At 41.9% G+C, this 24,898-nt stretch carries 27 protein-coding genes; 18 read left to right on the top strand and 9 right to left on the bottom strand.

Annotated features, from left to right (window positions below):
* Position 1: 1 nt before the first annotated feature.
* Positions 2-961, bottom strand: a complete 960-nt coding sequence (locus tag AC1XUD_RS09005; RefSeq protein WP_483360649.1) for a hypothetical protein — start codon at positions 959-961, stop codon at positions 2-4.
* On the bottom strand, positions 958-1,845 hold the full coding sequence (locus AC1XUD_RS09000) for a DUF58 domain-containing protein (RefSeq protein ID WP_483360648.1): 888 nt from the start codon (positions 1,843-1,845) through the stop codon (positions 958-960). The genes AC1XUD_RS09005 and AC1XUD_RS09000 overlap by 4 nt, the downstream gene beginning before the upstream one ends.
* Before the next feature lie 111 nt (positions 1,846-1,956).
* Here AC1XUD_RS09000 and AC1XUD_RS08995 point away from each other — a divergent pair, with 111 nt between their 5' ends.
* Both AC1XUD_RS08995 and AC1XUD_RS08990 read left to right on the top strand, forming a co-directional pair.
* Positions 1,957-2,277: a DUF4296 domain-containing protein gene (locus AC1XUD_RS08995; RefSeq protein ID WP_483360647.1), complete on the top strand. Its 321-nt coding sequence runs from the start codon at positions 1,957-1,959 to the stop codon at positions 2,275-2,277.
* 40 nt (positions 2,278-2,317) lie between these two features.
* Positions 2,318-3,076: a polyprenol monophosphomannose synthase gene (locus AC1XUD_RS08990; RefSeq protein WP_483360646.1), complete on the top strand. Its 759-nt coding sequence runs from the start codon at positions 2,318-2,320 to the stop codon at positions 3,074-3,076.
* Here AC1XUD_RS08990 and AC1XUD_RS08985 read toward each other — a convergent pair.
* A complete protein-coding gene (locus AC1XUD_RS08985) occupies positions 3,039-4,247 on the bottom strand; it encodes a M20 metallopeptidase family protein (RefSeq protein WP_483360645.1) in 1,209 nt (402 codons plus the stop codon). The two genes, AC1XUD_RS08990 and AC1XUD_RS08985, sit on opposite strands and share 38 nt — an antisense overlap.
* 210 nt (positions 4,248-4,457) lie before the next feature.
* On the opposite strand from AC1XUD_RS08985, the gene AC1XUD_RS08980 reads away from it, so the two are divergent.
* The 5 genes from AC1XUD_RS08980 to AC1XUD_RS08960 all read left to right on the top strand — a co-directional run bounded on the left by AC1XUD_RS08980 (position 4,458) and on the right by AC1XUD_RS08960 (position 9,142).
* Positions 4,458-5,339, top strand: a complete 882-nt coding sequence (locus AC1XUD_RS08980; RefSeq protein ID WP_483360644.1) for a class I SAM-dependent methyltransferase — start codon at positions 4,458-4,460, stop codon at positions 5,337-5,339.
* A 152-nt stretch (positions 5,340-5,491) separates the two neighbouring features.
* Positions 5,492-6,427 (top strand): hypothetical protein, encoded by a 936-nt coding sequence (locus tag AC1XUD_RS08975; protein ID WP_483360643.1) that lies wholly within the window; start codon positions 5,492-5,494, stop codon positions 6,425-6,427.
* A 210-nt stretch (positions 6,428-6,637) separates the two neighbouring features.
* Entirely contained in the window at positions 6,638-7,456 is an 819-nt protein-coding gene (locus tag AC1XUD_RS08970; RefSeq protein ID WP_483360642.1) for a phytanoyl-CoA dioxygenase family protein, read from the top strand.
* A 54-nt stretch (positions 7,457-7,510) separates the two neighbouring features.
* Positions 7,511-8,320 (top strand): glycosyltransferase family 2 protein, encoded by an 810-nt coding sequence (locus tag AC1XUD_RS08965; RefSeq protein WP_483360641.1) that lies wholly within the window; start codon positions 7,511-7,513, stop codon positions 8,318-8,320.
* 57 nt (positions 8,321-8,377) lie between these two features.
* Positions 8,378-9,142: a glycosyltransferase family 2 protein gene (locus AC1XUD_RS08960; protein ID WP_483360640.1), complete on the top strand. Its 765-nt coding sequence runs from the start codon at positions 8,378-8,380 to the stop codon at positions 9,140-9,142.
* A gap of 9 nt (positions 9,143-9,151) precedes the next feature.
* Here AC1XUD_RS08960 and AC1XUD_RS08955 read toward each other — a convergent pair whose 3' ends face one another.
* The 3 genes from AC1XUD_RS08955 to AC1XUD_RS08945 are packed head-to-tail and all read right to left on the bottom strand — an operon-like array spanning position 9,152 to position 12,282.
* On the bottom strand, positions 9,152-9,601 hold the full coding sequence (locus tag AC1XUD_RS08955) for a hypothetical protein (RefSeq protein WP_483360639.1): 450 nt from the start codon (positions 9,599-9,601) through the stop codon (positions 9,152-9,154).
* Positions 9,602-10,765, bottom strand: a complete 1,164-nt coding sequence (locus AC1XUD_RS08950; protein WP_483360638.1) for a 1-deoxy-D-xylulose-5-phosphate reductoisomerase — start codon at positions 10,763-10,765, stop codon at positions 9,602-9,604. It lies immediately after the preceding gene.
* A gap of 11 nt (positions 10,766-10,776) precedes the next feature.
* Positions 10,777-12,282, bottom strand: coding sequence for a GH3 auxin-responsive promoter family protein (locus tag AC1XUD_RS08945; protein ID WP_483360637.1), 1,506 nt, complete (start codon positions 12,280-12,282; stop codon positions 10,777-10,779).
* Between the two features lie 175 nt (positions 12,283-12,457).
* Here AC1XUD_RS08945 and AC1XUD_RS08940 point away from each other — a divergent pair, with 175 nt between their 5' ends.
* The 7 genes from AC1XUD_RS08940 (at position 12,458) to nadD (ending at position 17,334) form a co-directional block, all read left to right on the top strand.
* Positions 12,458-13,483: a rod shape-determining protein gene (locus tag AC1XUD_RS08940; RefSeq protein WP_483360636.1), complete on the top strand. Its 1,026-nt coding sequence runs from the start codon at positions 12,458-12,460 to the stop codon at positions 13,481-13,483.
* 65 nt (positions 13,484-13,548) lie between these two features.
* Complete coding sequence (gene mreC / locus AC1XUD_RS08935) at positions 13,549-14,388, top strand: rod shape-determining protein MreC (RefSeq protein ID WP_483360635.1); 840 nt, start codon at positions 13,549-13,551, stop codon at positions 14,386-14,388.
* Positions 14,385-14,888 carry a hypothetical protein gene (locus AC1XUD_RS08930; protein WP_483360634.1) on the top strand — a complete coding sequence of 168 codons (504 nt, stop codon included), beginning with the start codon at positions 14,385-14,387 and terminating at the stop codon, positions 14,886-14,888. The genes mreC and AC1XUD_RS08930 overlap by 4 nt, the downstream gene beginning before the upstream one ends.
* A 207-nt stretch (positions 14,889-15,095) precedes the next feature.
* Positions 15,096-15,683, top strand: coding sequence for a sigma-70 family RNA polymerase sigma factor (locus AC1XUD_RS08925; RefSeq protein WP_483360633.1), 588 nt, complete (start codon positions 15,096-15,098; stop codon positions 15,681-15,683).
* A gap of 81 nt (positions 15,684-15,764) precedes the next feature.
* Positions 15,765-16,055, top strand: coding sequence for a phosphohydrolase (locus tag AC1XUD_RS08920; protein WP_483360632.1), 291 nt, complete (start codon positions 15,765-15,767; stop codon positions 16,053-16,055).
* Positions 16,056-16,065: 10 nt separating this feature from the next.
* A complete protein-coding gene (gene gmk / locus AC1XUD_RS08915; protein WP_483360631.1) occupies positions 16,066-16,635 on the top strand; it encodes a guanylate kinase in 570 nt (189 codons plus the stop codon).
* Positions 16,636-16,761: 126 nt separating this feature from the next.
* Positions 16,762-17,334, top strand: coding sequence for a nicotinate (nicotinamide) nucleotide adenylyltransferase (gene nadD, locus AC1XUD_RS08910; protein WP_483360630.1), 573 nt, complete (start codon positions 16,762-16,764; stop codon positions 17,332-17,334).
* 5 nt (positions 17,335-17,339) lie between these two features.
* Here nadD and AC1XUD_RS08905 read toward each other — a convergent pair whose 3' ends face one another.
* Positions 17,340-17,738, bottom strand: a complete 399-nt coding sequence (locus AC1XUD_RS08905) for a hypothetical protein (protein ID WP_483360629.1) — start codon at positions 17,736-17,738, stop codon at positions 17,340-17,342.
* 189 nt (positions 17,739-17,927) lie between these two features.
* Here AC1XUD_RS08905 and AC1XUD_RS08900 point away from each other — a divergent pair, with 189 nt between their 5' ends.
* Positions 17,928-18,365 (top strand): nuclear transport factor 2 family protein, encoded by a 438-nt coding sequence (locus tag AC1XUD_RS08900; protein WP_483360628.1) that lies wholly within the window; start codon positions 17,928-17,930, stop codon positions 18,363-18,365.
* 68 nt (positions 18,366-18,433) lie between these two features.
* Here the strand turns inward: AC1XUD_RS08900 and AC1XUD_RS08895 are convergent, their stop codons facing one another.
* Complete coding sequence (locus AC1XUD_RS08895; RefSeq protein ID WP_483360627.1) at positions 18,434-19,363, bottom strand: helix-turn-helix domain-containing protein; 930 nt, start codon at positions 19,361-19,363, stop codon at positions 18,434-18,436.
* Positions 19,364-19,536: 173 nt separating this feature from the next.
* The gene (locus AC1XUD_RS08890) at positions 19,537-20,676 is read right to left on the bottom strand and encodes an acyl-CoA dehydrogenase (RefSeq protein ID WP_483360626.1); all 1,140 of its coding nucleotides are present in this window, start codon (positions 20,674-20,676) and stop codon (positions 19,537-19,539) included.
* Positions 20,677-20,968: 292 nt separating this feature from the next.
* Between AC1XUD_RS08890 and AC1XUD_RS08885 the strand changes: the two genes are divergently transcribed.
* The 3 genes from AC1XUD_RS08885 (at position 20,969) to AC1XUD_RS08875 (ending at position 24,856) form a co-directional block, all read left to right on the top strand.
* On the top strand, positions 20,969-22,240 hold the full coding sequence (locus AC1XUD_RS08885) for a hypothetical protein (RefSeq protein WP_483360625.1): 1,272 nt from the start codon (positions 20,969-20,971) through the stop codon (positions 22,238-22,240).
* A complete protein-coding gene (locus AC1XUD_RS08880) occupies positions 22,237-23,484 on the top strand; it encodes a hypothetical protein (protein ID WP_483360624.1) in 1,248 nt (415 codons plus the stop codon). The genes AC1XUD_RS08885 and AC1XUD_RS08880 overlap by 4 nt, the downstream gene beginning before the upstream one ends.
* A 61-nt stretch (positions 23,485-23,545) precedes the next feature.
* A complete protein-coding gene (locus tag AC1XUD_RS08875; RefSeq protein WP_483360623.1) occupies positions 23,546-24,856 on the top strand; it encodes a MutS-related protein in 1,311 nt (436 codons plus the stop codon).
* Positions 24,857-24,898: the final 42 nt, after the last annotated feature.

Raw genomic sequence — 24,898 nt, 5'->3', positions numbered from 1 at the left:
ATTATGATATCGGCCGATCCAGAATCTGACGGCGTCTGTTTTTATAAATTTTTGTCGCTCCTTTTTTCAACATTTCCAGCGACCCTTCCATTTTCATTGATTTCGCCTGACCGTATATTACACCATCCATATTTTTTAACGCCTCGGCCAACTCCTCGTCAGGCATATTGTCCATAATTTCGCGGGTTGTGTAAGTAGCGAAAGGTTTGTTTTCTAAACGTTCCAAATATTTTTTCCAGACGATAATTGCCTTTTCAGCGTCTTTGATATTGCCCTTATCACGTGCACTTCTAAGCAGCCTGTTATATGACCGGGTATATTCTATATGCCTTCTCTGTAATTTAAGCAGCTGCCATTGTTTGTAAATATCCCGTCCAAAAACCCAATATATACTTCCTGCAACGGTAATTACAATTGCGATAATACCTAACAGTTTTGAAAAATTGAACTCGCTTCCGAGCTGGAAAAGAACGGTATCGTACGCCAGTTCTTTCTGATTTTTAATTACCTGCAGATCATCGTTTTTTAAAAAAACGGTATCGGTTGCCGTCCATACTTCTGTACAATCAACTCTCCCGAAAACAAAAACAGGAACCTTGATCACCTGCTTGGGTGAAACATCAAAACTTATTAACTGATATATCGCGCTGTCTAATGTACCTTTTTCGCTGGTAGAAGAATTAAATATTTTCTGCGAAAGGATCTGAAAAGGAGAGAAGTTGTAATTGGTATCCGGGAAAAAAATTTCGTCGGTCGGCTTGTGAAGGACGCTCAGCGAGTAAAAAAAAGGTTTTCCTACGTCAATGCTGTCAATCAAAAATTCTCCTTTGGTAATTATTTTCTGTGAAAAACAGACCTCTGAGATAGTGGAAAAAAAAACAATCGTCAAAAATGCTTTGATCACAGATCTCGAGATATGTGCTGATATGAAGTTCGTCTGCCCTATTATTCGCTGTTTCATTTTGCTGCGGACCCCTTCGAATATCTTCTGACTTTAAACAAATGAATCAGGGCCGGAACGTAATCCTCCTGCGTATTGATCGAAATATAGTCCGCGCGGTTTTGAATACAGAGTCGTTGCAATTCCTCACTTCGCTTCTGAAAACGATTGACGTTTTCTTCTTTGTATTTTTTGGACGAAGTATTTACCCAAAAAGTGGATTGTGTTTCAGCATCATACAACGGAATAATACCCAAGCCCGGCAAATTGGTCTCCCGCGAGTCATATAAATGAATGACGATCAAATCGTGTTTGATCGCAAGTGCTTTGAGGTTAGGTTCGTAGTTGCGATCGATAAAATCAGAAATGATAAAGACCAGGCTCCTTCTTTTTAATACGTTAAAGCAAACCATAATCGCCTCTGAGATATTGGTTTTCAAAGAAGATGGTGTCAGCTTATAAAGTTCGGACAGCAGCCGATAACCGTGCTTCATCCCTTCGGACGGACGCATATAGCGTTCATTCCGATCCGAAAAACACAGTAAACCAACCCTGGTGGCTTCCTGTATTGCGGAAAGCGTCAATACGCCACAGATTTCCTTAGCAACATCAATTTTCATGGAACCCGGTTCACCCACTTTCTGCGAAGCACTGACATCCAGCATAAAAAACGCCGTCTGCTCCTTGTCTTCTTTAAATATCTTTACAAAAGTACCGTGGCCTTTTGCCGAAGTGTTCCAGTCTATCGCTCTGACATCATCTCCATATTGATATAGCCGCAAATCATCAAATTCCAGACCCGATCCTTTGAACACGGAATGGAAATTGCCGTGCCGCTCACTTGTGACTGCTTTCCGCATCCTGATCTCATACTTCCGCAACTTCCCAAGAAACCGTTCAAACATAGGTTTTGAAAAAAATTATCCATCTTTGCGACTATATAGACGCAAACAAATATAGCTATTTTGATATTTAGTCGCCGATACAGTCTTCCCTTCTTCCCGGTTTTAGTACTGATGATATCTCTTTGGGGTTGTTCTCAGGAAGAAAATGCACCTGCAGGTACTTATGATCAAGACAAGATGGCTAAAATTTTAGCCGATATTCACCTCGCCGAATCGAGGGTCACCAGGCTCCAGCTCAAATCGACCGACTCGTCAATTATGATTTTTGACAAGCTGAAAAGCGACATCTGGAAAAAATACAAAGTGGACACTGCGGTATATAGCAGCAGCTATGCGTATTATATAAAAGAGCCTAAAAAGATGAAACAGATTTACGATAAGGTGACCAAAAATCTGGAGGCAAGAGAAAAAACGAAAAATATCAAGCTATAAGCTATGGTATAAATTAGCCTATGATATATATTTTAACTGAATGAGACCAGTAAGCAGCAGTGTTGTCATAATACCCACCTTTAATGAGATTGAAAATATAAACGCAATCATCCATGCGGTTTTTGGTTTATCATTTTCTACACATATTCTTATAATCGACGATGGTTCACCAGACGGAACAGCCAACGTAGTAAGGAATTTGATCCCGAATTTTCCAGGCCGTCTTCACTTGGTAGAAAGGAAAGGCAAGCTAGGGCTTGGAACAGCATATATTCATGGCTTTAAATGGGCCTTGGAAAGAGGTTATGAGTATGTCTTTGAAATGGACGCCGATTTCTCCCATCCACCGGATGATTTAATCCGCCTGCATCACGCATGTGCGGTGGAAGGCAATGATGTCGCGATCGGAAGCAGGTATATTACCGGCGTGAATGTTGTTAACTGGCCTATAAACAGGGTACTAATGTCTTATTTTGCAGGATATTATGTCCGGATGATTACTGGTATGCCAATTATGGATCCAACCGCAGGCTTTGTCTGCTACACAAGCAAGGTGCTAAAAACGCTGGATCTGGATAATATCAAATTTATCGGATATGCGTTCCAGATCGAGATGAAATTCAATTCCTGGAAGTTTGGGTTCAACATCGTGGAAGTCCCTATCATTTTTACAGATCGTACGAAAGGAACCTCCAAAATGTCGGCGGGTATATTCAAAGAGGCGATACTTGGTGTGATCGGCCTAAAAATCCAAAGCTTGTTTAAGCGGTATATCCCTTCTCAGCAAGTTCAGAAATAGCCATCCAGCTCATCAGGCCAGTTGATACTTCCAAAGCGGCCTCGTCTATATCGAAGGTCGGCGTGTGAACACCCGAAATGATGCCTCTTTGTTCGTTTCGGGTACCGAGTCTGTAAAAACACGAATCTACCACCTGAGAATAAAAGGCGAAATCTTCTCCAGCCATCCACAAATCGAGGTCAACTACGTTTTCTTCGCCCATATAACTGGTCGCTGCGGTTCTCACCCTTCTCGTCAATTCAGGATGGTTTTTCAAAAAAGGATATCCTTTCACCACATCGAAAACGCAGGTACCGCCCATTGCTTCAGCAATTGATTCTGCCATTTTTTTCATTCTTCTCAATCCATCCTCTCTCCATTCCTCGTCCATGCAACGCCATGTGCCCTGAATCGTCACTTCATTGGGAATCACATTCGTCACACCATCGGCGATAAATCTTCCGAAAGACAAAACAGCTGGATTTGCCGGATTGCGATTTCTGCTGATAATCTGCTGAAGGGCAACGATGATATGTGAAGCCATCAAAACCGGATCAACGAGCTGATGTGGTGCCGCAGCGTGCCCGCCTTTTCCAATTACAGTCAAATAAAGTTCGTCGGTGCTGGCCATATACATCCCCTCCCGGAAGCCGATTTTACCTACGGGAATGTTGGGAGCAACATGTTGCCCGATCATACTTGCCGGTCTCGGGTTTTCTAATACACCCTCTCTGATCATCAACGACGCTCCGCCTGGCGCTTTTTCCTCGGCTGGTTGGAAAACCAGCTTTATCGTACCTTCAAAATCATTAGTAAGTTGACGAAGTATATTGGCTGTTCCAAGTAAAGAAGAAGTATGCACATCGTGACCGCATGCGTGCATAACACCCTCATTAACAGATTTGTACGCAACATTATTAGCTTCATGGATAGGCAGGGCATCCATATCTGCTCTCAGTCCGATAATGCGGCTCATTGGGTTTTTACCTTCAATCAGCGCAACAACGCCGGTTCCGGCAACACCTTCCTGAGGCGACAGCCCCATCCCCTTCAATTCATCTGCTACAAATCGCGCTGTTTTAAATTCTTCAAAAGACAACTCCGGGTTTTTGTGTAAATGCTGTCTGTTAGCTACCACATGTGCCCATTGCTGCTTGGCGAGAGCCTTTATTTTTTCCTGCAACTCAAACATAATTTGATACTATATTTTAGATTTTTCAGAATGATCCACTTCAATATCAGTGTGCAAAGGTACAAAGTAAATACGCCCGCGACGCTATTGACTGAACCAGAAATCTATAGCCCTATGCTGTGACCATTGCCTAATAAGCCTGTCCACATTGAAAGTACTTTAAGAAAAAAAAGTAATTTTGACGATATATATCAATTTAGCAAACACGAAATGACATATCAGGATTTCCTTAAAGCGTTAGTCTGCCCTCTGACAGGCGGCCCTCTTACAATAGCCGCAGATGGCAAAACGCTTACCAGTGAAGATGGCACTATATATGAAATCGGAGACACGGGAATTGTTAACATGCTCTATCCCAAGGAGCTACTTCCTGATGACGCTCGTGAACAACATCTTTACGATCAGGCAGTTTTAAGATATGACAGAGGCGTTTCATGGGTTTTTGAAACTTTGAACCACTCGGACGAAGCAGCAACCCGAAAGTTTTTCATTGATTTAATGGAGCTGAAGCCGGGAATGACAGCACTCGAAGTGGGAGCAGGAACCGGAAAAGATTCTGCTTTGATTGTCGACCGGGTGAGCCCGGGAGGAACGGCTGTTCTGTCTGATCTTTCACCTAATATGCTGAAAAGAGCGCAGGAAAAACTGTCGTCAAGCGACGTCAACCTTCATTTTTCGTTGGTAAACGGATCTTACCTTCCTTTTGCTGACAATACTTTCGATGCAGTTTTTCATTTTGGTGGAATCAATACTTTCTCAGAAAGAAAAAGAGCATTTGCAGAATTGACTCGCGTTGTTCGTCCTGGAGGAAAGGTGGTCGTTGGAGACGAAAGCGTTGCTCCTTGGTTAAGAAATAAAGAATCATATGCAACTCTATTGAAAGCAAACCCGCTTTTCAGGGCAGAAGTACCTTTGGAAGATGTACCAGCTAATATTGTCGATTTCAAATTGCACTACATTTTTGGTAATGCCTTTTATGTAATGGAATTCAGAGTATCGGAAACCGAGCCGGAAATCGATATCGAATTGCCAATGCCGGGAAAAGACTTTGTAGACAACTGGAAGCTTCGAGCCGAAAAAGCCGTTGATTAATTCGGTTGGACTTTGGGCCTAACAAATAAATTTGAATAACCAACTGCGATATCTTAATTAGTATAACTAGCTTTTCATTCGACAGAAATGATTTGAAATGAGGAGGTTAAACTAACAGCCGATCGCCAAAAGCTAATAGCCAGCAGCTACCCATGTGGAAAAAACAAGGAGTAATATATAAGCCAGACGGAAGCCTGGCGCACAGCAGATCTCACGCTCAGGTACCTTTTGCATATAAACATAAGGATTTTCTCCGGATCTATTTTTCATCCAGAGACGACGAAGGTTATTCAAGACCAACATTTATTGATGTGGACTATGACGATCCTAAAAAGATCCTTTATATCCATGACAAGCCGGTTCTTGAGCTGGGTGGCCCGGGAGAATATGATGAAACCGGCGCTATGCCCGCCTGGTTTGTAGATATGCCCAATGGTGACATATGGTTGTACTATACCGGCTGGAACCGGACGCATAATTCTTACAGACTATCCATGGGATTGTCAGTGAGCCATGATGGCGGACTGACTTTCACAAAAATGTTTCGTGGACCGATTATGGATCGTAGCATCCAAAATCCACTATGGGCTGCACAGCCATCGGTGTTACGAGACGAAGACGGCACCTGGAGGATGTGGTATATTTCCGGACATAAGTGCGAGTACATTCACGGATATCCTGAACCATATTACCGGGGTCAGTCAGCGATTTCGAAAGACGGTATCCACTGGGAAATCAGTGATATTCCGGCACTCGATTTTGACGATTTTCTTCACGCTGTAGGTCGCCCGAGCGTATTTAAAGAAGATGGCATTTATAAAATGTTCTATTCTTACCGCCATACCCGTGACTACCGGACAGACAGAAACCAGAGTTACAGACTGGGATATGCCGAGTCGACAGACGGTACTAACTGGGAACGAAAAGACAATCTGGTAGGAATTGCGAAGTCGGAAAACCCGGAGGATTTTGACTATCAAATGATTGACTACGCATATCGTTATGAACACAATGGAAAAAAATATCTGTTGTATAATGGTAACGGATTCGGGGCAGCAGGGTTTGGATATGCGATTTGGGAAGACTAGATGATTGCTGGCGGGCTTTGTCAGGAAATGGTCATTCGATTGTTTGGTCACCCTTGAAAAGCCTGGTACGATTGACTCTTGGATGAAGCGGGAACATATTCTGTTTTCGGCTGATGAATATCATAAAGACGTTACTGATTGGCGAATATTTTTGATGAAAAAAGTAAAGTAAATTATTCCTTTTAGGTTCAATTTTAAAACAAGAAACCAATGAGTGCAATACGGAAACAGTTTTACGAGGAAGGCTTTGTTCTGCTGAGAAATTTTCTGGATAAAGAAGTCGTAAATAATATTTATACCGAGGCTCGTAAAATCTTCGCTGTTCAAATTAAAAGAGTTACAGGCAAATCGGTGGATATCGATGATCGTGATGCGTTCGAAAATGCCATGTTCGAGTTTTTCGAAAAGGACTTTTCTGGATTTGTAAGTACAGGAAAAACCGTTCAGCATTCTTTCTCTTTACACCGTTTGGGAGTTGATCCGCAAATCGCTGGAATTTTGCACGAAATCGGAGTGACTAACCCAAGTATTGGTGCTCGACCAGCAATGCAATTTAACAGCCGTTTTCTTTCAAAAGACGGAAGCAAACATTGGAAACTAGATGCGCATCAGGACTGGCGGACCGGTCAGGGATCATTGGACAGTACGGTAATATGGTTTCCAATGGTGGACGCCGGTGCGGATATTGGCGCATTGCAGGTTATTCCTGGAAGCCATAAGATCGGATTGCTGGAATCTTCCACATCGGGATATCAGGGAGGAATCACCGCAAATCTGAACGAAAGTGAATTTATTCAAACTGAATTCAACGTCGGTGATATTCTGGTCTTTTCTGCGTTTCTGATACACCAGTCAGGAAATAATATCACGAATAATATCCGCTGGTCGGTACAATTAAGGTATAACAACCTCGATGAGCCTACTTTTATTGAAAGAGGGTATCCGATGGCTTATATATATCAGCCAGAAAAGGAATTGGTAACGCCCGAGTTCCCGACGGTTTCTCAGTTACAGGAGGTTTTTAGCTGAAATTAATCAACTCATTATCAGGCATTGGCTCCAAAGGTCAATGCCCATTTTTTTATGAAGGTATCTGTTTGCGTTCCCACATATAATCACGAAAAATACATCGCGCAGATGTTGGATGGAGCATTGGCCCAAAAAACCAATTTCTCCTTTGAAATCGTGATTGGCGATGATGGTTCAACGGACGGCAATGCAGATATTATCCGAAGATATATTCAAAATAATCCGGGTCGAATCCGTGCCTTTCTACATACGGAAAATCAGGGGCCAGCCGAACCGAAGGAATTTGCCGGCAGAAACAATGTGCTCGGTATCGTTAAGGCTTGCCAAGGCGAATATGTTGCAATGTGCGAGGGAGATGATTATTGGACCGATCCCTATAAACTCCAGAAGCAGGTCGATTTTTTAGACAGCCATCCGGATTTTTACGTTTGTCATCACAACATCCTTGTTACTTATGAAGACGGGTCGCCGTCGCATACTTTCAATGATGCAAACCAGCCACTCATTTCAGATATTACTGATATCCTAAAAGATAAATGGTTTTTCGCTACTGCCAGCTGGTTGTATCGAAACCATTTTAAAAACCACGATTTCGCAGATTGGCACGCAAAGGCCGCTGCCGGTGACTGGGCATTGATGATTCAGCTCGCTGCTCAAGGCCCAATCGGATATATCCCTGATGTAATGGGAGTTTACAGAAAACACAGTGCAGGTTTAAGCAATGTACATGCGCAGACCAACAAAATATTTCTAAAGAACCGGAAAGAGATGTTTGAAAACGTCAATAACTGGCTGGACTACAAGTATGACAGTATTATTTCTGAAACGATTGAACGATATACGCGCCAATTAGCGGAGGGCTAAATTGGTGTTTCAGATTAATAATCTTTAATTTGTAATGTTTTATACTAATTAACCCTAATGAAGTTAAGCGTCGTAATACCAGCCTATAACGAAGAAGAGTCTATTACTCACACCCTCACCTCTCTTCATGGCACATTAAAAAAATACAATATCCCTCACGAGATTTGCGTCACCAACGACAATTCAAAAGATGGTACGTTAAAGGTACTTCAGAGCCTTTCAGAACAAATTCCTGAGCTTGTTTATTACACGAATACTGGCCCGAATGGTTTTGGATATGCGGTTAGGTATGGGCTGGAACGATTCAGCGGCGACTGCGTGGCGGTTTTTATGGCCGACATGTCTGACGATCCGGAAGATCTTGTGAAATATTATAACAAGATGCTGGAAGGCGATTACGACTGCGTATTCGGATCACGGTGGGAAAAAGGCGGTAAGGTTATCGATTATCCTGCCTTGAAAAAAGTGATTAACCGGGTCGCCAATTTCATTGTAAAAATGGTGATGGGTATCAAATACAACGACACAACGAACGCTTTTAAGTTATATAAAAGAGAAACGATAGAAGGTATTAAGCCATTTCTCGCACCGCATTTCAACCTGACGATTGAGCTTCCATTGAAGGCGATGGTAAGGGGATATAACTTTGCGGTGGTACCAAATAGCTGGACAAACCGGAAATATGGTGAGTCGAAGCTGAAAATCAAAGAGATGGGCAGCCGGTACTTCTTTATCCTGATGTACTGCCTCATTGAGAAATATTTTTCTCAAGGCGATTTCATGAAAAAATCTAACGCACCGAAGAAAGTTGTAAGCAGGTAATCGACCAGATTACCTGAACCATTCCTGCACGAAGGTCATCTTGTGGGCGATATAGGATATCCCCAATCCCCACGCCACTGCGCTGACAGACATCCAAAGAAAGATGGATGCTCTTGGCACCTTAAAGGCAACCGCCAGAATTGGCCCGAAGATGGGCGTGAATAACGGAGGTGTAAGAAACGCAATCCCTATTATTCCGAATTTTCTCCATATCCTCACCGCCAACCGGTTTGTTCTGTTAAAAAGTTTCGGAGCACTTTTTCGCCTTTGAGCGAGGTACTTCTGGATTGCTTTCCCAACATAGGTTAGCAAAAAAACTGAGAACATCATGCCCGCCGCAGAACAGAAGGCTGTTTCCACCCAATTCAATTTTAGAACAACACCAGTAATCGGACCTCCGAAAAACTTGAGTGCGCTGGCCAATGCCACCGACAAATATTTTAACAATTCACTTTTCATTTAAATTTTGACCTGAATAATTTCTGACGCAAACCTTCTGGTCTCTTTGTCGGTATGAATAAAATCGTCTAATGACGGGGATTTTATGAACGTTATCTTAGCAACGCAATCAATAATCACGTCTGAAATCTCCAGAAAACCTATCCTCTCCTTTAGAAACGCATCAACTGCAATTTCATTGGCTGCATTTAAAACACAAGCCGCATTCCCTCCTTTTCTCAATGCCTCATATGCCATATCCAGATTTCTGAACGTTTCAAGATCCGGTTTTTCAAAAGTCAGGTTCGGATAATTTATAAAATCAAATCTTGGGAAATCAGACAGTAGCCGCTCCGGATATCCGAGCGCATATTGAATAGGCAGTTTCATATCCGGCAATCCCAACTGCGCTTTGATACTCCCATCCTGAAATTGAACCAGTGAGTGAATGATGCTCTGTGGATGGACAATGACGTCAATTTGTTCTGGTGTCAAATCAAAAAGCCATTTCGCTTCGATCACCTCGAGCCCTTTGTTCATCAAGGTAGCTGAATCGATCGTAATTTTTGCACCCATACTCCAATTTGGGTGCTTTAAAGCTTGCTGAAGTGTTACCGTCGACAGAAATTCCCGGCTTTTTCCCCGAAAGGGCCCGCCGGAAGCTGTTAGTATTATTTTCTCTATTGGATTTTGTTCTTCTCCCGCAAGGCATTGAAAAATTGCAGAGTGCTCTGAATCAACAGGATATATACGAACTCCCTTTTCCTTTGCCAAGGCCGTCACGAGTTCGCCTGCAACCACAAGCGTTTCTTTATTAGCAAGGGCAATATCTTTACCTGCATTGATGGCACTGATCGTAGGAATTAGCCCCGAATATCCAACCATGGCGGTCAAAACCATATTTACAGAATCCATCTCCACGACCCGGCTCAAGGCTTCCGATCCGGCATAAACTTTAATCTGCAAATGGTTCAGAGCAAGGCTTACTTTACTCAATAAGTCGGCATTACCAATCACGACTACGGACGGAACAAACTGAATCGCCTGCTCAATCAGCAGATCCGCGTTGTTTTGTGCCGTTAATACTTCCACTGAAAACCGGTCTATGTTCGCCGCGATAACGTCCAGAGCCTGCGTTCCGATGGAACCGGTAGAACCTAAGATGGCAATTCCCTTTTTACTCATATCAATTCTCATTAAAAACCCGCAATTTTCATCTGCACCAGCTCGTCTGCAATTTTCCGGTCGTTGGATAGACGCGGTACTTTATTTTGCCCTCCCAGTTTTCCCTGACTCCGCATATAGTCTATAAATGCGTTCTTTTTGAGGCTGGTGATTACCAAAGGCTTTAAAATGCTTCCTGTTATCAGGTCATCGTAATAAGTATTCAACTTCATTAACTGGCTATCCAGATCGGCGGCAAATGTATTAAAATCCTCAGGTTCGCTTCCAAACTCAATTAACCATTCATGATATGGTAATCCTTCGTGCGGACTCACCATCGGCGCGACGGTAAACTCCGTGATTTCCACCTCGGGGTGCTTTGCCAACGCAAATTTCATCGCCTTTTCTATTTCCTCGCCAATCACGTGTTCTCCAAATGCCGAAATGAAATGTTTGATGCGCCCCGTTACAATAATTCGATATGGATTCGTTGAAACAAATTTCACAGTATCTCCAATCGAATATCCCCACAAACCGGCATTGCTATTGATAACTAACGCATAGTTTTTACCAACTTCCACCTCGCCGATTGACAGACGTACAGGATTTTCATCAAAATAGTTTTCTACCGGAATAAACTCGTAAAATATCCCCGTATTCAAAAGCAACAGAAGCCCCTCTTCATACTGTGAATCCTGATAGGCCAAAAATCCTTCTGACGCTGGATATAGTTCAATAGAGTCTACCGGCTTACCGATTGACTCAAATAATTTGGCACGATATGGATCAAAATTTACACCTCCGTATATAAATAAAGAAAAGTCAGGAAACACCTCTTTGATTTGCTTACCTGTTCTTTCAATGATTCTATCAAAATACATCTGAACCCACGGCGGTATGCCTGAAATCAGCGACATGCGCTGATCGATGGTTTCGTCGATGATCTTTTCGATTTTTGTCTCCCAATCTTCTATGCAGTTGGTTTCGTAGCTCGGCAACTGATTCGTTCTAAGATAGCCTGGCACATGATGGGTGGAAATTCCGGACAAACGGCCAGTCAACACGCCACCGGTCTCAGTCAAAATCGGGCTGCCGGATAAGAATATCAGTTTGTTATCCAGAAATTGAGCTTTGCCCGTTTCCGCAACATAATTCAGGATCGCGTTCCGCGCTGAGTCAATATGATTGGATATGGAATCCCTGGAAATTGGAATATATTTAGTTCCCGAAGTAGTTCCCGACGTTTTGGCAAAGTACAATGGCTTGCCTGGCCAAAGGATATCTTCCTTACCTTCCTTCACCTCCGCTATATATCCTTTCAATCCTTCGTAATCAGTTACCGGAACAGCGCGTTTGAATTCAGTGTAGGATTTGATATCGCTAAAATTGTGGTCAATACCAAATTTGGTGTTCATCGCCTGCTTTACCAGTTTCTGACGCCATTTTTCCTGAATTTCTTCACTTTTCAGAACCCAGTCTTGCTGCTGTTTTACTATAAATTTCGCGAGCGGCTCGCTTAAAAATGATCTGATTCCCATAGTAAAACAAAGGTACACAGGTTTTATAAATTCTACATTCGAATACGTAACCGCCGGATTCCTGCGTTTACAATGAGCATTTTTCTAAATTTACTAAATGCCTTTGTTTGTGGGCAATAATCTGTAATTTTGCACACCGAAAACTAGGACGCTAAAAAATATTTAATATATATATATGGGATTATTTGATTTTTTAACGAGTGATATAGCTATTGACCTTGGTACAGCGAACACACTCATAATCCACAAAGATACTGTAGTTGTTGATGAGCCTTCGATTATCGCCATGGATAAAACCACCGGCAAAGTACTTGCGATAGGTCACACAGCGATGCAAATGCACGAAAAGACGAATGAAAATATCAAGACAATTCGTCCTTTGAAAGATGGAGTTATCGCCGATTTTACGGCTGCCGAAATGATGATCCGTGGTATGATCAAAATGATTGATACCGGGAGTCGTTTCTTTACCCCATCACACCGTATGGTCGTATGTATTCCTTCAGGTATTACTGAAGTTGAGAAACGTGCGGTTAAAGATTCTTGTGAACACGCAGGTGCAAAAGAGGTATATATGGTGCATGAACCGATCGCTGCGGCTATTGGTATCGGCATTGATATTACTCAGCCAAATGGCGTTATGATCGTCGATATCGGTGGTGGAACCACGGAAATTGCGGTTATCGCTCTTTCCGGTATCGTTTGTGAGCAGTCGGTGAGAATCGCCGGTGATGTTTTCACACGAGATATCGTAGACTATATGCGTCGTGAACACAACCTTTTGATTGGTGAGCGTTCTGCCGAGCTGATCAAAATGGCGATTGGATCTGCCTCCCCTGAATTAGAAGTTCCGTTGGATGACTACCTCATCCGTGGACGGGATTTGATGACGGGTATTCCTAAGGAAATACGCGTTACGTATAGTGAAATAGCTTACTCGTTAGACAAGTCAATATCGAAAATTGAAGAAGGTGTTATGAAGGCGCTTGAAATTGCTCCGCCTGAACTTTCTGCTGATATCTTCAAAAATGGTATTTATCTTACAGGTGGTGGTGCGCTTATCCACGGTTTAGACCGTAGAATTGCACAAAAAACAAAACTTCCGGTTCATATTGCAGACGATCCATTAAAGGCCGTTGTAAAAGGAACAGGGGAAGTGCTCAAAAATCTTGAGCTGTATAAGCCTGTTTTGATATCTTAGTACTAGATTTTTCCCAGGATGCTGTTTTTTTAGAACGGCATCCTGTTGAGAAACACTAAAATCCCATGCTCCAACTTGTAGATTTCGTTATCAGAAATCGCTTCTTTCTGGTATTCGTGTTGCTGGAAATCCTCAGTATCTGGATGGTCGTGCGCAATAATAACTACTGGGGAGCTACTTATTTGAATACCTCCAACTATTACGTTGCAAAAACGCTGTCTGTATCGAAATCTGCGAAGGAATATACACAGCTCAATGAAGTGAATGCACACCTTGCCAACGAGAATGCGCACTTACACGCCATCGTTGCCAAACTGAGCCAGCAGAAACCTGCTGATGCTCCGGCTGGGTACGTTCCGGATTCTTCATTTGCTGCGAGATTCACTTATACGATCGCCAAGGTAGTAGATAACGAAACCACCAATCCAAACAATATCATTACGATAGATAAAGGGTCGTTGGATGGTATTACACCTGGAATGGGCGTCATTTCTGCAACAGGCGTTGTCGGGAAAGTCCGGTTTTGCTCGGAACACTTTTCGGTGATTACGTCGATTTTGCACTCCCAGTTCATGGTTTCGTCCAAACTGATACGCAGCAAGGAAATTGGATATGCCAAATGGTCCGGAAAAAATCCTGATGTCATTGACCTGGTCGACGTTTCGAAATATACGAAAGTCTACAAAGGTGACTCGGCCGTTACTTCTGACCAAAACTCTGTATTCCCATCCGGTATTATGGTCGGAAAAGTTGAAAGCGTCACGGTCAACCCGAATCAGACTTTTTACAATATTACCTTAAGATTAGCCACCGACTTTCAAAATCTTTCGTACGTATATGTGGTTAAAAATAACCAGCTCGAGGAACAGGAAAAACTTAAACAAAGAATAGAGACACCCAAATGAGTTTACGCGAAGCAATACAGTCCACTCTGATGGTTTTGCTATACCTCGTTCTGCAGATTTTTCTTTTGCGAAATGTGGTGTTGTTCAATTATGCTTTTTGTTTTGTGTATATAGCGGCTATTCTGCTGCTGCCATCCGAAATCGACCGGATGTATCTGTTGTTGATAGGATTTGCTGTCGGGCTTACAGTCGATACTTTTTCCAATACATTCGGTATTCATGCAGCTGCATCGGTGCTCATCGCCTACTTGCGCCCTTTTTTAATACAATATCTGATGGTCTCCAGAGGAGTGGAACGATTGGATATCGGGATTCGCCGACAGGGATTCATTCAATTTCTGAGCTATATATTCCCTCTCATCCTGATCCATCATTCGGTTTTATTCCTGATGGAAATGAACAACCTGGATATGATTTTCTACACTGCGATCCGTATTGGGGCCAGTGCTCTTCTCACGCTAGTCTTCATTGTGGTTTTGGAACTATTTTCCAAAAGATGACCTGCCAATTTGTCGCAACAAAATGCGCTGGTCTGAAATTTGATGTTTAAACATTAATTAGCGTCACAAGGCAAATTCGCAAGTATTGAACTTGTCCGTTAAAAGATGGCATTCATTCAGCTTCAATAGCCATTTGTCAAATTTTACTTTGAACGATTTGGAGCTGTTGTTAATCTTTGTAAATTCAGCTTTCCTATGTTAGTTGCCATGTCAGACACACTCACGACCCATGAATATGCAGACGATCTCCGTTATGAGGTTTTCAACCGTGAATTCATGCCGCATATTGACTCCATGTACAATTTTGCATTTCGCCTTACCATGGATGAGGACGATGCAAATGATTTAGTGCAGGATACTTATTTAAAAGCATTTCGTTTTATTTCATCTTTCGAGCGCGGTACTAACGCCAAGGCCTGGCTTTTCAGAATTCTGAAAAACAGTTTCATAAACGACTATCGTAAAAAAAGCAAGGAACCATCTAAAGTTGATTATCAGGAAGTTGAAACTACCTATAATTCTGAAGAAGCTTCTGATACTACCTATACCGTCGATTTACGTGCCGATGCCGTTCAGGAACTGATTGGAGACGAAGTGGCAAACGCCTTGAATGCCTTGCCAGTTGACTTTCGGACCGTTATCATTTTGTGTGATATTGAAGGATTTACTTACGAGGAAATGGCTAAGATTTTGGATATACCAATCGGTACAGTTCGGTCAAGACTGCACCGCGCACGTAACTTGTTGAAAGAAAAATTAAAAAGTTATGCAAGTTCCATGGGATATGATTCCTAAACGATGAAACTTTTTTTGTAATCAATTCGGTTATAGGGTACAAGCGTGCTATTATACCAAATATCTTACTTTAATATTGTGATGAATGACAATTTGAATACGCCTTCGGTAAAGGACGAAGTGCCAAACCTCCAAATGAAGCAGACCTGCGAGCATCATGCCGAATGTATGAAGATTATTCAGGCAATTTTGGATGACGAAGCCACGGAAGCTGAGAAGGACCATTTTAGGGCAAACATGGATAAATGTATACCATGTATCGAAGCCTACAAGCTTGAAAAGTGCATTAAGGATTCCTTGAATTTTAAGCTCGTAAAGAAGCCTTGTCCTGAAAGTATATTCAAAACAATCGTTTCAAAAATCAATAGTTAAGCCAGTTGGCGTGAAAGGCAAGCTCATCATTTTCTCTGCTCCTTCCGGTTCCGGAAAGACGACGGTAGTCCGTCACCTTCTAAACAAATTTCCTGATCTATTAGCGTTTTCTGTTTCTGCGGCCACACGCGAAAAACGTGCCCACGAGATTCATGGAAAAGATTATTATTTTATTCCCAAAAAAGAATTTCGGGAAAGAATCGGCAGTAATGAGTTTGCAGAATGGGAAGAAGTCTATGCCGGTAATTATTACGGCACCTTCAAATCAGAGATTCAGAGGCTTTGGGACCAAGGAAAGACGGTGCTATTCGATGTAGACGTAAAAGGTGGTTTAAAACTCAAAGAAACCTACCGCGATCAGGCCCTTGCAGTATTTGTGAAAGTCTCCACGGAAGAAGAAATCATTCGCCGACTAAGTGGAAGAGGCACCGAAGATGAAAAATCCCTGGAAACCCGCCTTGGAAAGGTTCGCTACGAACTAAGCTTTGAGGACAAATTTGATGTCGTTCTTTTAAATGACGACCTGGAACCAGCCTTAATAAAAGCAGAGGAACTGGTAACTCAATTTATCGGATCTTAGTCATTATCCTTTCATTTCGAATAGTTTTTTATCGTAACGCTAAAGTCTTTCGTCGTTATGATTAATTTTGGATGCATTGAGCTTGGATTTTCATACCATTCTCATAAATACCATTATCATATTTAAATGAAGATAGGCCTATTTTTTGGATCGTTTAACCCAATTCACATTGGCCACCTGATCATCGCCAATACAATGGCAACCGCTACGGATCTCGAGCAGGTATGGTTTGTCGTAAGTCCACAAAATCCCTTTAAAAAGAGCAGCAGCCTGCTTCACGAATTTGACCGATACGACTTGGTACAACGTGCCATCTCAGACAATAATTTACTGAAAGTGACGGATGTGGAGTTCCATATGCCAAAGCCCAGCTATACGATAGATACCCTTGTTCGGATCCAGGAAAAATTCCCGCAGCACGAATTCAAGCTCATCATGGGGGAAGATAATCTGGCACAATTCCCGAACTGGAAAAATTATGATAAGATTCTTGAATATGTTGGCCTTTACGTATATCCAAGACCCGGTTCAAAAGTACACGCTTTTAAAAATCACGAATCCGTAAAATTCGTCGAAGCTCCATTACTCGATATCTCAGCGACATTTCTAAGAAACAAGATCAAAAAAGGAGAATCCATCAAGTATCTCGTGCCAGAGCAGGTAGAGACTACAATTCGGTTGAAGAAGTTTTATTTATAGATTTTTCACAAAGCCTTTTCCTGAAAAGTTATTTCCGATAAAAGCCCAACGGCGTTGAATTTCAATATTACTTTTTGGGCATCAGACTTCCCTGTGATATCGTTGCATTGTGGACCTTTCTCTAAAAAATAGACATAGAATTTCAGGTTTCTATCGCCGAGTTGGTTTATATCCGGTCGGCCCAGAAGTTTGCCGATATCATCACTAAATTTACCTAAGAGTTGCTCTTGTTCTGCCTTGAAGTCTGCAACTAATGCGGTTCTCTCATTTTTGCAAGCGCCACGATCCGACCGCCATTTCTTTAAGTCCAGTTTACCAAGCTTATCAGGTGCTGACGAACAGGCTACCAGTGTAATACCAACGAAAGGCAGATATATAGTGAAGAATCTAAGAATACGGTTCATTTTAAATTTGATTTATGGACACGAAAGTAATCACAGAATGGCAAATTGTTTAAAAAACAGATATCACAACGTATACCTATTTTTGAATTCACTATTGATCAGAAGTTTATAATGGTAGATTTGAAGTTACAAAACCTTATTCTAAGTTTGAAACGTAAAACCCAATCAACACACGAAGCACGGTTAACAATGAAAAAAACATCAGTATTCATCCTATTATTTCTCTTCACGAGTCTGGCAGGCTATTCACAATCTAATATCCAACAACCTATTGACGCAGCCAGCTGTAATAGCAGATTTTTTGCCGGTCTGCTGGAAGAAGACGACAAATCGCTCGACGGCTTGCTTTCAGGGGATTTTTCCGTCGTTGGGATGGATGGTAAGGCGGTCGATAAAAGCACCTTGCTTCAGGCCATTTCAGAAGGCTACGTGGTAGTCCAGAGTGGAATGATCTCAAACGTGCAGGTTAAAAACTATACGGATGTGTCGGTCGTAACCGGTTCGTGGAATGTCTCGGCAACAATCGCAAACAATTCTTTCATGGGTGAAGTCTCCTTTATGACTATCTGCACGAAAACTGCGGGGATCTGGAAGGTTGCCGCTGTTCAGCTGACACCTGTAAAATAAGATTGGCCTAAAATAAACGGAGCGGATCTCACAAGAAATCCGCTCCTTTTTCTTGATATAATTGGTGTCTAAACATTCATAAGTGATTCGCGGCGACGCATTTTACCCGCCGGAATTCCGAACATCATCTTGAAACGACGGCAGAAATAAGCCGTATCTTTGTAACCAACATCCGAACCGATCGCACGGATGCTCTTTTTCGAAGTTCTCAGCAAATCAACTGCTTTCTCCATACGTTGATATTCGATATAGTCCTGTGGATTAATACCGGTAAGCATCTTGAAATACTGACCCACATAGTCTTCAGAAACGTTGGCAACATTTGCCAACACCTTGTTAGAAAGATCGCCTCCCAGATTATCTTTGATATATGCAAAAATATCGATCAAACGAGGATCTTTGAAATAAGTACTGTTGGTCACCAGCTGCTCAACGAACAACTTGTTTTTCAGGATATAACGGATGATCTCAATTACGACTTCCTCCGTTTTGATTTTGATTATACGTCCCTTACCAGGCGTATCCAGCATATCTTCCGTCAATATCTGATTGATCGTCGCAGCTATCTGGTCGTCTCTTTTGATCAGAAAAGGAGGAACATCTAGAGAAGTGAAGAAATTAACTGTATCAAAAACTTTAGCTTCAAAAGAAATAAGGCCAAATGAGTTAGGGATTTTGCCTATAACAGCAGGATCATGCCCTGCTTCTATATAATTATCCCGGTTAGTCATAAACTCCTCATTTGAAACCTGTTTGGCAGTTTGTATATTGCCATAGGTTACAGTGGCGTGTTTTCCTCCTGGAATAAAAAGCATGTCACCTTCCTCTACCTTTTGCAGCTCATCGCCTCCGAAAGAAACCTCGCCGTCATACAGGATTGTTAATGAGTTCTGTACGTCGTAAAAATTTTTTATAGTGATGGGTTGCAAAATCCGGATATGACGGGCCTTCACAAATTTGACACCCAACGACTCAATAATCTTATTATAGTCTTCCATGCTTGAATATATTTAAAGGCTTATCTGCCGTTCATTCTAATTTTGTACAAATCTAATAAATTGTACAAAACTAATACAAGTCTGTATTGACAAAATTTTCAAAAAAAATGATATTTTGAGCCGATTTTGTCACCGGCAATAAAATAAAACACAGATCTTGGCCCGAAAGCTCTCTATTTTAACAACTGTCGGGCGATTACGAGTTTTTGTATTTCTGAGGTACCTTCATAAATCTGTGTAATTTTTGCATCTCTCATCATTCTTTCGACATGGTATTCGCGTACGTATCCATAACCCCCGTGAATCTGAACGGCTTCCGTTGTTACCTCCATGGCTACCTCAGAAGCATATAATTTTGCCATGGCCGCCGCCTGAACATAATCTTCCCCACTGTCTTTAACGCAAGCCGCCTTGTATACCAGATTTCGTGCAGCTTCAATTTTGGTAGCCATTTCTACCAATTTGAATTGAATTGCCTGGTGCGCAGAAATCGGTTTTCCGAAAGTCTGACGTTCTTTTGAGTACTTTATCGCAAGATCGTACGCGCCCGCAGCGATACCCAATGCCTGAGCGGCAATACCAATTCTACCTCCATCCAGCGTTGCCATCGCAAACTTAAAACCAAATCCATCCGGTCCGATTCTGTTTTCTTTCGGAACTTTCACGTCGCTGAACATCAACGTGTGCGTATCAGACGCCCTGATCCCCATCTTATCTTCCTTTTTACCGACTTCGAAACCTGCAATTCCCTTTTCTAATATGAAGGCATTGATTCCCTTATACTGCTTTTCAGGATGCGTTTGGGCCATCACGAGACAAACCGAGGATGTATTTCCATTAGTAATCCAGTTTTTCGTTCCATTCAGAATGTAATGGTCTTCGTCTTCAACCGCCGTAGTTCGTTGTGAGGTTGCATCCGAACCAGCTTCCGGCTCCGACAGGCAGAAAGCTCCTATGATTTCCCCGGTCGCAAGTGGGCGTAAATACTTTTCCTTTTGATAGCTCGTGCCAAACTTTTCAAGACCCCAGCAGACAAGCGAATTATTTACAGACATAATTACACCTGCAGAAGCGTCTACCTTGGAAACCTCTTCCAAAGCAATCACGTAGGCCAGCGTGTCCATTCCAGCGCCCCCATATTCGGGTGAAACCATAATACCCAGGAGACCGAGCTCTCCCATCCTCTGGAGCAGGACCTTGTCAAAAGCTTCTTTTTTGTCGCGATCAATTACTCCCGGAAGTAATTCAGTCCTCGCAAAATCGTGTGCGATTTGTTTGACAGCCAAATGTTCTTCGCTCAAATTAAAATCCATTTTTCTAGATATTGATCATTGTTAAAACATTGAACCGAACGAAACGTTTGTAACCAAAATAGATATTTAAATAAAAGTATGCAAGCATACGATTATCGGATATGCCAATTCTTAATCGACAGTAACCATTTTAATTGAAACTTGTCTTAGTTTTGCGACTAATTTATTTCCTCATCTAAACTGAAAACCAGCCGCCTTAGACAAATGACGACATTATAAATTCGGTAACTGGTATATACTTTACTATTCTTTCACACACTTTGGCACGCTGTTATCAGGTTATATTTTCCTTATGTCTATTCTGATTGTCTTTTATATCAAACTGATTATCAACCTCGCACTTACCATTGGGACGTTCTGGGTAGTGAGTCGTACCGAACTTTTTAAAAAATGGCAGCAAACTATAGACAAGCTAATTTTCGGAGCAGGTTTTTTGGTATTGCGTATTATTCCCTGGATTGCCATTTTCTTAATTCTCAATGAAACACCCAGGGGCGATATCCCATTTTTCTTCTACAAAGCCGAAGCTGCTCTAAAAGGAGGTTTTGTATATCGCGATTTCTGGTCTTACCACGCACCTCTATATGCCTATATCATTAGCCTGCCGGTCTGGTTTTGGCATGATTCCAAAGCCATTGTGCTGTTTATGGTGTTTATGGAAGCCGGAATTCTGTGGTTGACTTATCAAACGTTGAAAAACAAATCCGAACGCGCTTTGCAATATGCGATATTGTATTTCCTGCTGCCAGCTGCGTTTATGTATATCCTTGTAGATGGCCAGGAAGAGGTATGGTTTTGGGGTGCGGCCCTCTTAATATGGAGATATACCATTAAAAAACCGGTAAATTACGAGGTTGGCATCGGAATAATCTATGCCATCGCTCTATTAACGATTAAGGTTACGTTCATTCTTTTGTTACCAGCTTTGCTGGTCGTTGTCAATCGCCCGATTAAGATGTTGCTAACGATGGCAGCAATTGGATTACCTGCAGTTGGTTTTCTATATTGGCAAATTGGCGATTTGTTCTTGATGCCAATTCAGCATACGGAACAGCTCATGACGCCAAACCTGTTTTCAGTAAGCCGACCTTTTATCGAACTGGTTTTTCACGTGGATGAAAAGAAATCCATGATGCTCAACTGGGTTGGACTTCTTTTTACCCTGTTTGTTCCTGTCACGCTAGCTTACATTGGACGGAAACGCCATATTAACGAAATTCTTCCGGCATTGTTCGTCACCTGTTTTGCCTCCATGATGATCTTCCAGGCGAGTGCTATGGGAGCGTATATCGTTTGCTATCTGATGGCGGCGCTTTTCGTTTGTTTTGAAATCAGCAAGCGGTCTCACCTTATTATTTTGATTTTAATCAACTGGCTTACTGTTGTTCAGCCATTCGTTTGGGTGTCGATCGGACAACCGAAATATTTATCGTTTATTATGTTCGCTGACCCGATGAACTTGCTGGAATATAGCCTTGAAATACTGAATCTCCTGGGTTTTTGCTGGATCGTGCGACAAGCATATCTTAAAGTGACAAGTCCTCTTAAACCTATACTTGCATGAGTGTCGTATACGGAAAACTGGCGATAAGTCTGCTCAGTACTTTTTTGGTTTTAGTTCTGCTTTGGAAAAAAAATCAACTTTCAGAATGGCTTGAAACGCAAAACTGGAAGTTAATGATATCCGCTGGCTGGATATTGACCCGTCTTTTGCCATTTGTTGCCCTATATATAGTTCTTGGAAGCCAGCCGACATCCGACGTTAACGGATTTTGGGACGAAGCAAGTAAAGCTTCCATGGGGCAAATCGTCTATAAAGACTTCTGGTCACCCTACTCACCATTTTACGCCTATTTCATCGGGAGCTGGCTTAAACTTTGGTATAGTCCGAAGATGATCGTATTCGTGATGACAGTGATGGACGGAGTCGCACTATGGGTTTCCTGGCATTTTTTTCGGCCATTTTTCGCGTCGGGAAAACTTGTTTTTTACTCGTTCATCTATTTGCTATTACCTGGATCACTAGTTCTCTGTGTGGTTGCGGCACAGGAGGATGTGTGGATGTGGCTTTTCGTTGTACTTGCGTATCTGGTTCGCGAAAAAACATTGAAGGTTGCGTTGTATTCAATAGTACTTGCCTTCGGGTTATTGATGACAAAAGCCATTTTTGTCTTGATATTGGTTCCGTTATTCTTTTTAGAAAAGGAGAAAATAAGGTTTCTGATTCCGATGGTGCTTATCGGTGCCGCTTCTTTTGGAATACTATATTGGCTGGTCGGCTGGGAGTTTTTGCAACCGCTTGATGAAGCGCAAACACTTCGTGCGCCTAATATCCCGTCGATTATCAATCCGCTTTTTCACAATACTATTGGGGTGGGGCAAAAGTTTTGGAACTGGCTTGGACTGCTGTCTTCTTTGGGCCTGGGCATATGGGCGACGTGGCGACTTCGAAATGAGGATTTCCGGCTGATGATATCCCGAGTTTGGGTGGTCATTTATGCTACGATGATGATCGTACAACAAAGTGCATATTCCAATTATATCTTTCTTTTTCTGATTCCGTTAATCTTCGTTGTTATCAATTGGAAGAGCTGGACACAGGTTACATTATTGCTGATATTCAATATTTTATGCGTAATCCATCCATCTTACTGGTGGCGCCTTGGTATGCCATGTTATCTAACTACGAAAGACATCGTATCCTCGTCTGAATTATTGATTGATTATTTAATGCAAACAGCAATTGTTTTACTGACGATATACTTCATCTGGCTCGCTTTTCCGAAGAGAAATACTGCTGATCTTTAACATCTTTTAACTCACCCGGTCTTCCCAACCACAATATCTTTGAGAAAAATACTTCTCTAGGATGGATCCTGTAGCACCACACACACTTAAAGAATTACATATCTTATCCGATCGGAGTGAGGCCAGCATGCTCAGTTTCTTTGATCATACCCACACTCAGGGAGGTCGGGATACACTGAAAATTCTGATTCAGAAACCATTGAAATCTGTCTCAGAAATTACCGCCTTTCAGGATATCATTAAACTTCTGGCAGGCGACATTTCAACATGGAAAATTGGGGTTGCCCGTTCATATATTGCTGCGGCCGAATTGTATTATAGCTCGTCTATCAGTTATACCATGTCCCAGGACGTTTTTAAACACTGGATCGATTCGTTGATATTTTCTCAGTTGCACCCCACCGAATTCTCCAAAGTTCAAAGCGGCTTATCGGCAAGTATTCAGTTTCTTCAAGCTTTTCGAAAATTGATCGATAATCATGATCTTGATAATTTGCCTGAGGGACTAATACCAGATATTGAAAAGATTCAATCTTTTTTCACCAGATCAACGGTCAAATCGCTCACCGAGGTAGTTCCCCACAAAATATCTAAAAGCCGTGTCTTTTACCTCGACTATTATCTTCGAATTAAACACCGAAAGGCCTTCAGGGAAATTATAGATATCTATTATCGCTTTGACGCGTATTTCGCAATTGCCAAAACAGCAACAATTTACAACCTAATATTTCCTGAATTCGACAATTATAATGGGGCGTTTGAAGCCTACGGACTTTGGCAACCTTTGATAATGAATGCAGTATCCAACAGTTTGTCGATGGACAGTGGCCATAACCTTTGCATATTGACAGGAGCAAATACCAGTGGCAAAACCACTTTTCTTAAAAACTGCGGGATGGTAGTCTACCTGGCTCATCTCGGATGGCCCGTTCCTGCACAAAAACTGAAACTTCCTTTTCTGAATAAGTTATTTACGTCCATCCAGTTGTCAGATGATATGAGTTTGGGTCACAGCCATTTTTTTAGTGAGGTAATGCGGATAAGGGATATTGCAGAAGCAGTGAATAAAGGCGAAAATTGCTTTGTAATTATCGACGAGCTCTTCAGAGGGACCAATACCGAGGATGGTTTAAATTGTTCGCGACTGGTATTAAATGGTTTTTGCAAGCATCCGGATTCTATATTTCTGATATCCACCCATTTATTTGAGTTGCTCCAGGAACTCTTGGCTATCGACACCATTTCCTTTCGTTGCTTCAAAACAAAAATTACTGGATTTGACTTTGAAAATACTTTCAGAATTGAAAACGGAATTGCCTCAGAGAAAATAGGAACGATGATTCTGGAAAAATCCTTATTCCTGAATTATTAGCCTGATATGCTATTTCCACAAAGACACACAACCAAAAAAGCA

It is taken from the genome of Dyadobacter sp. HNCC25DJ184, assembly GCF_056895215.1.
This window is presented reverse-complemented; position numbering and strand designations above follow the sequence as displayed.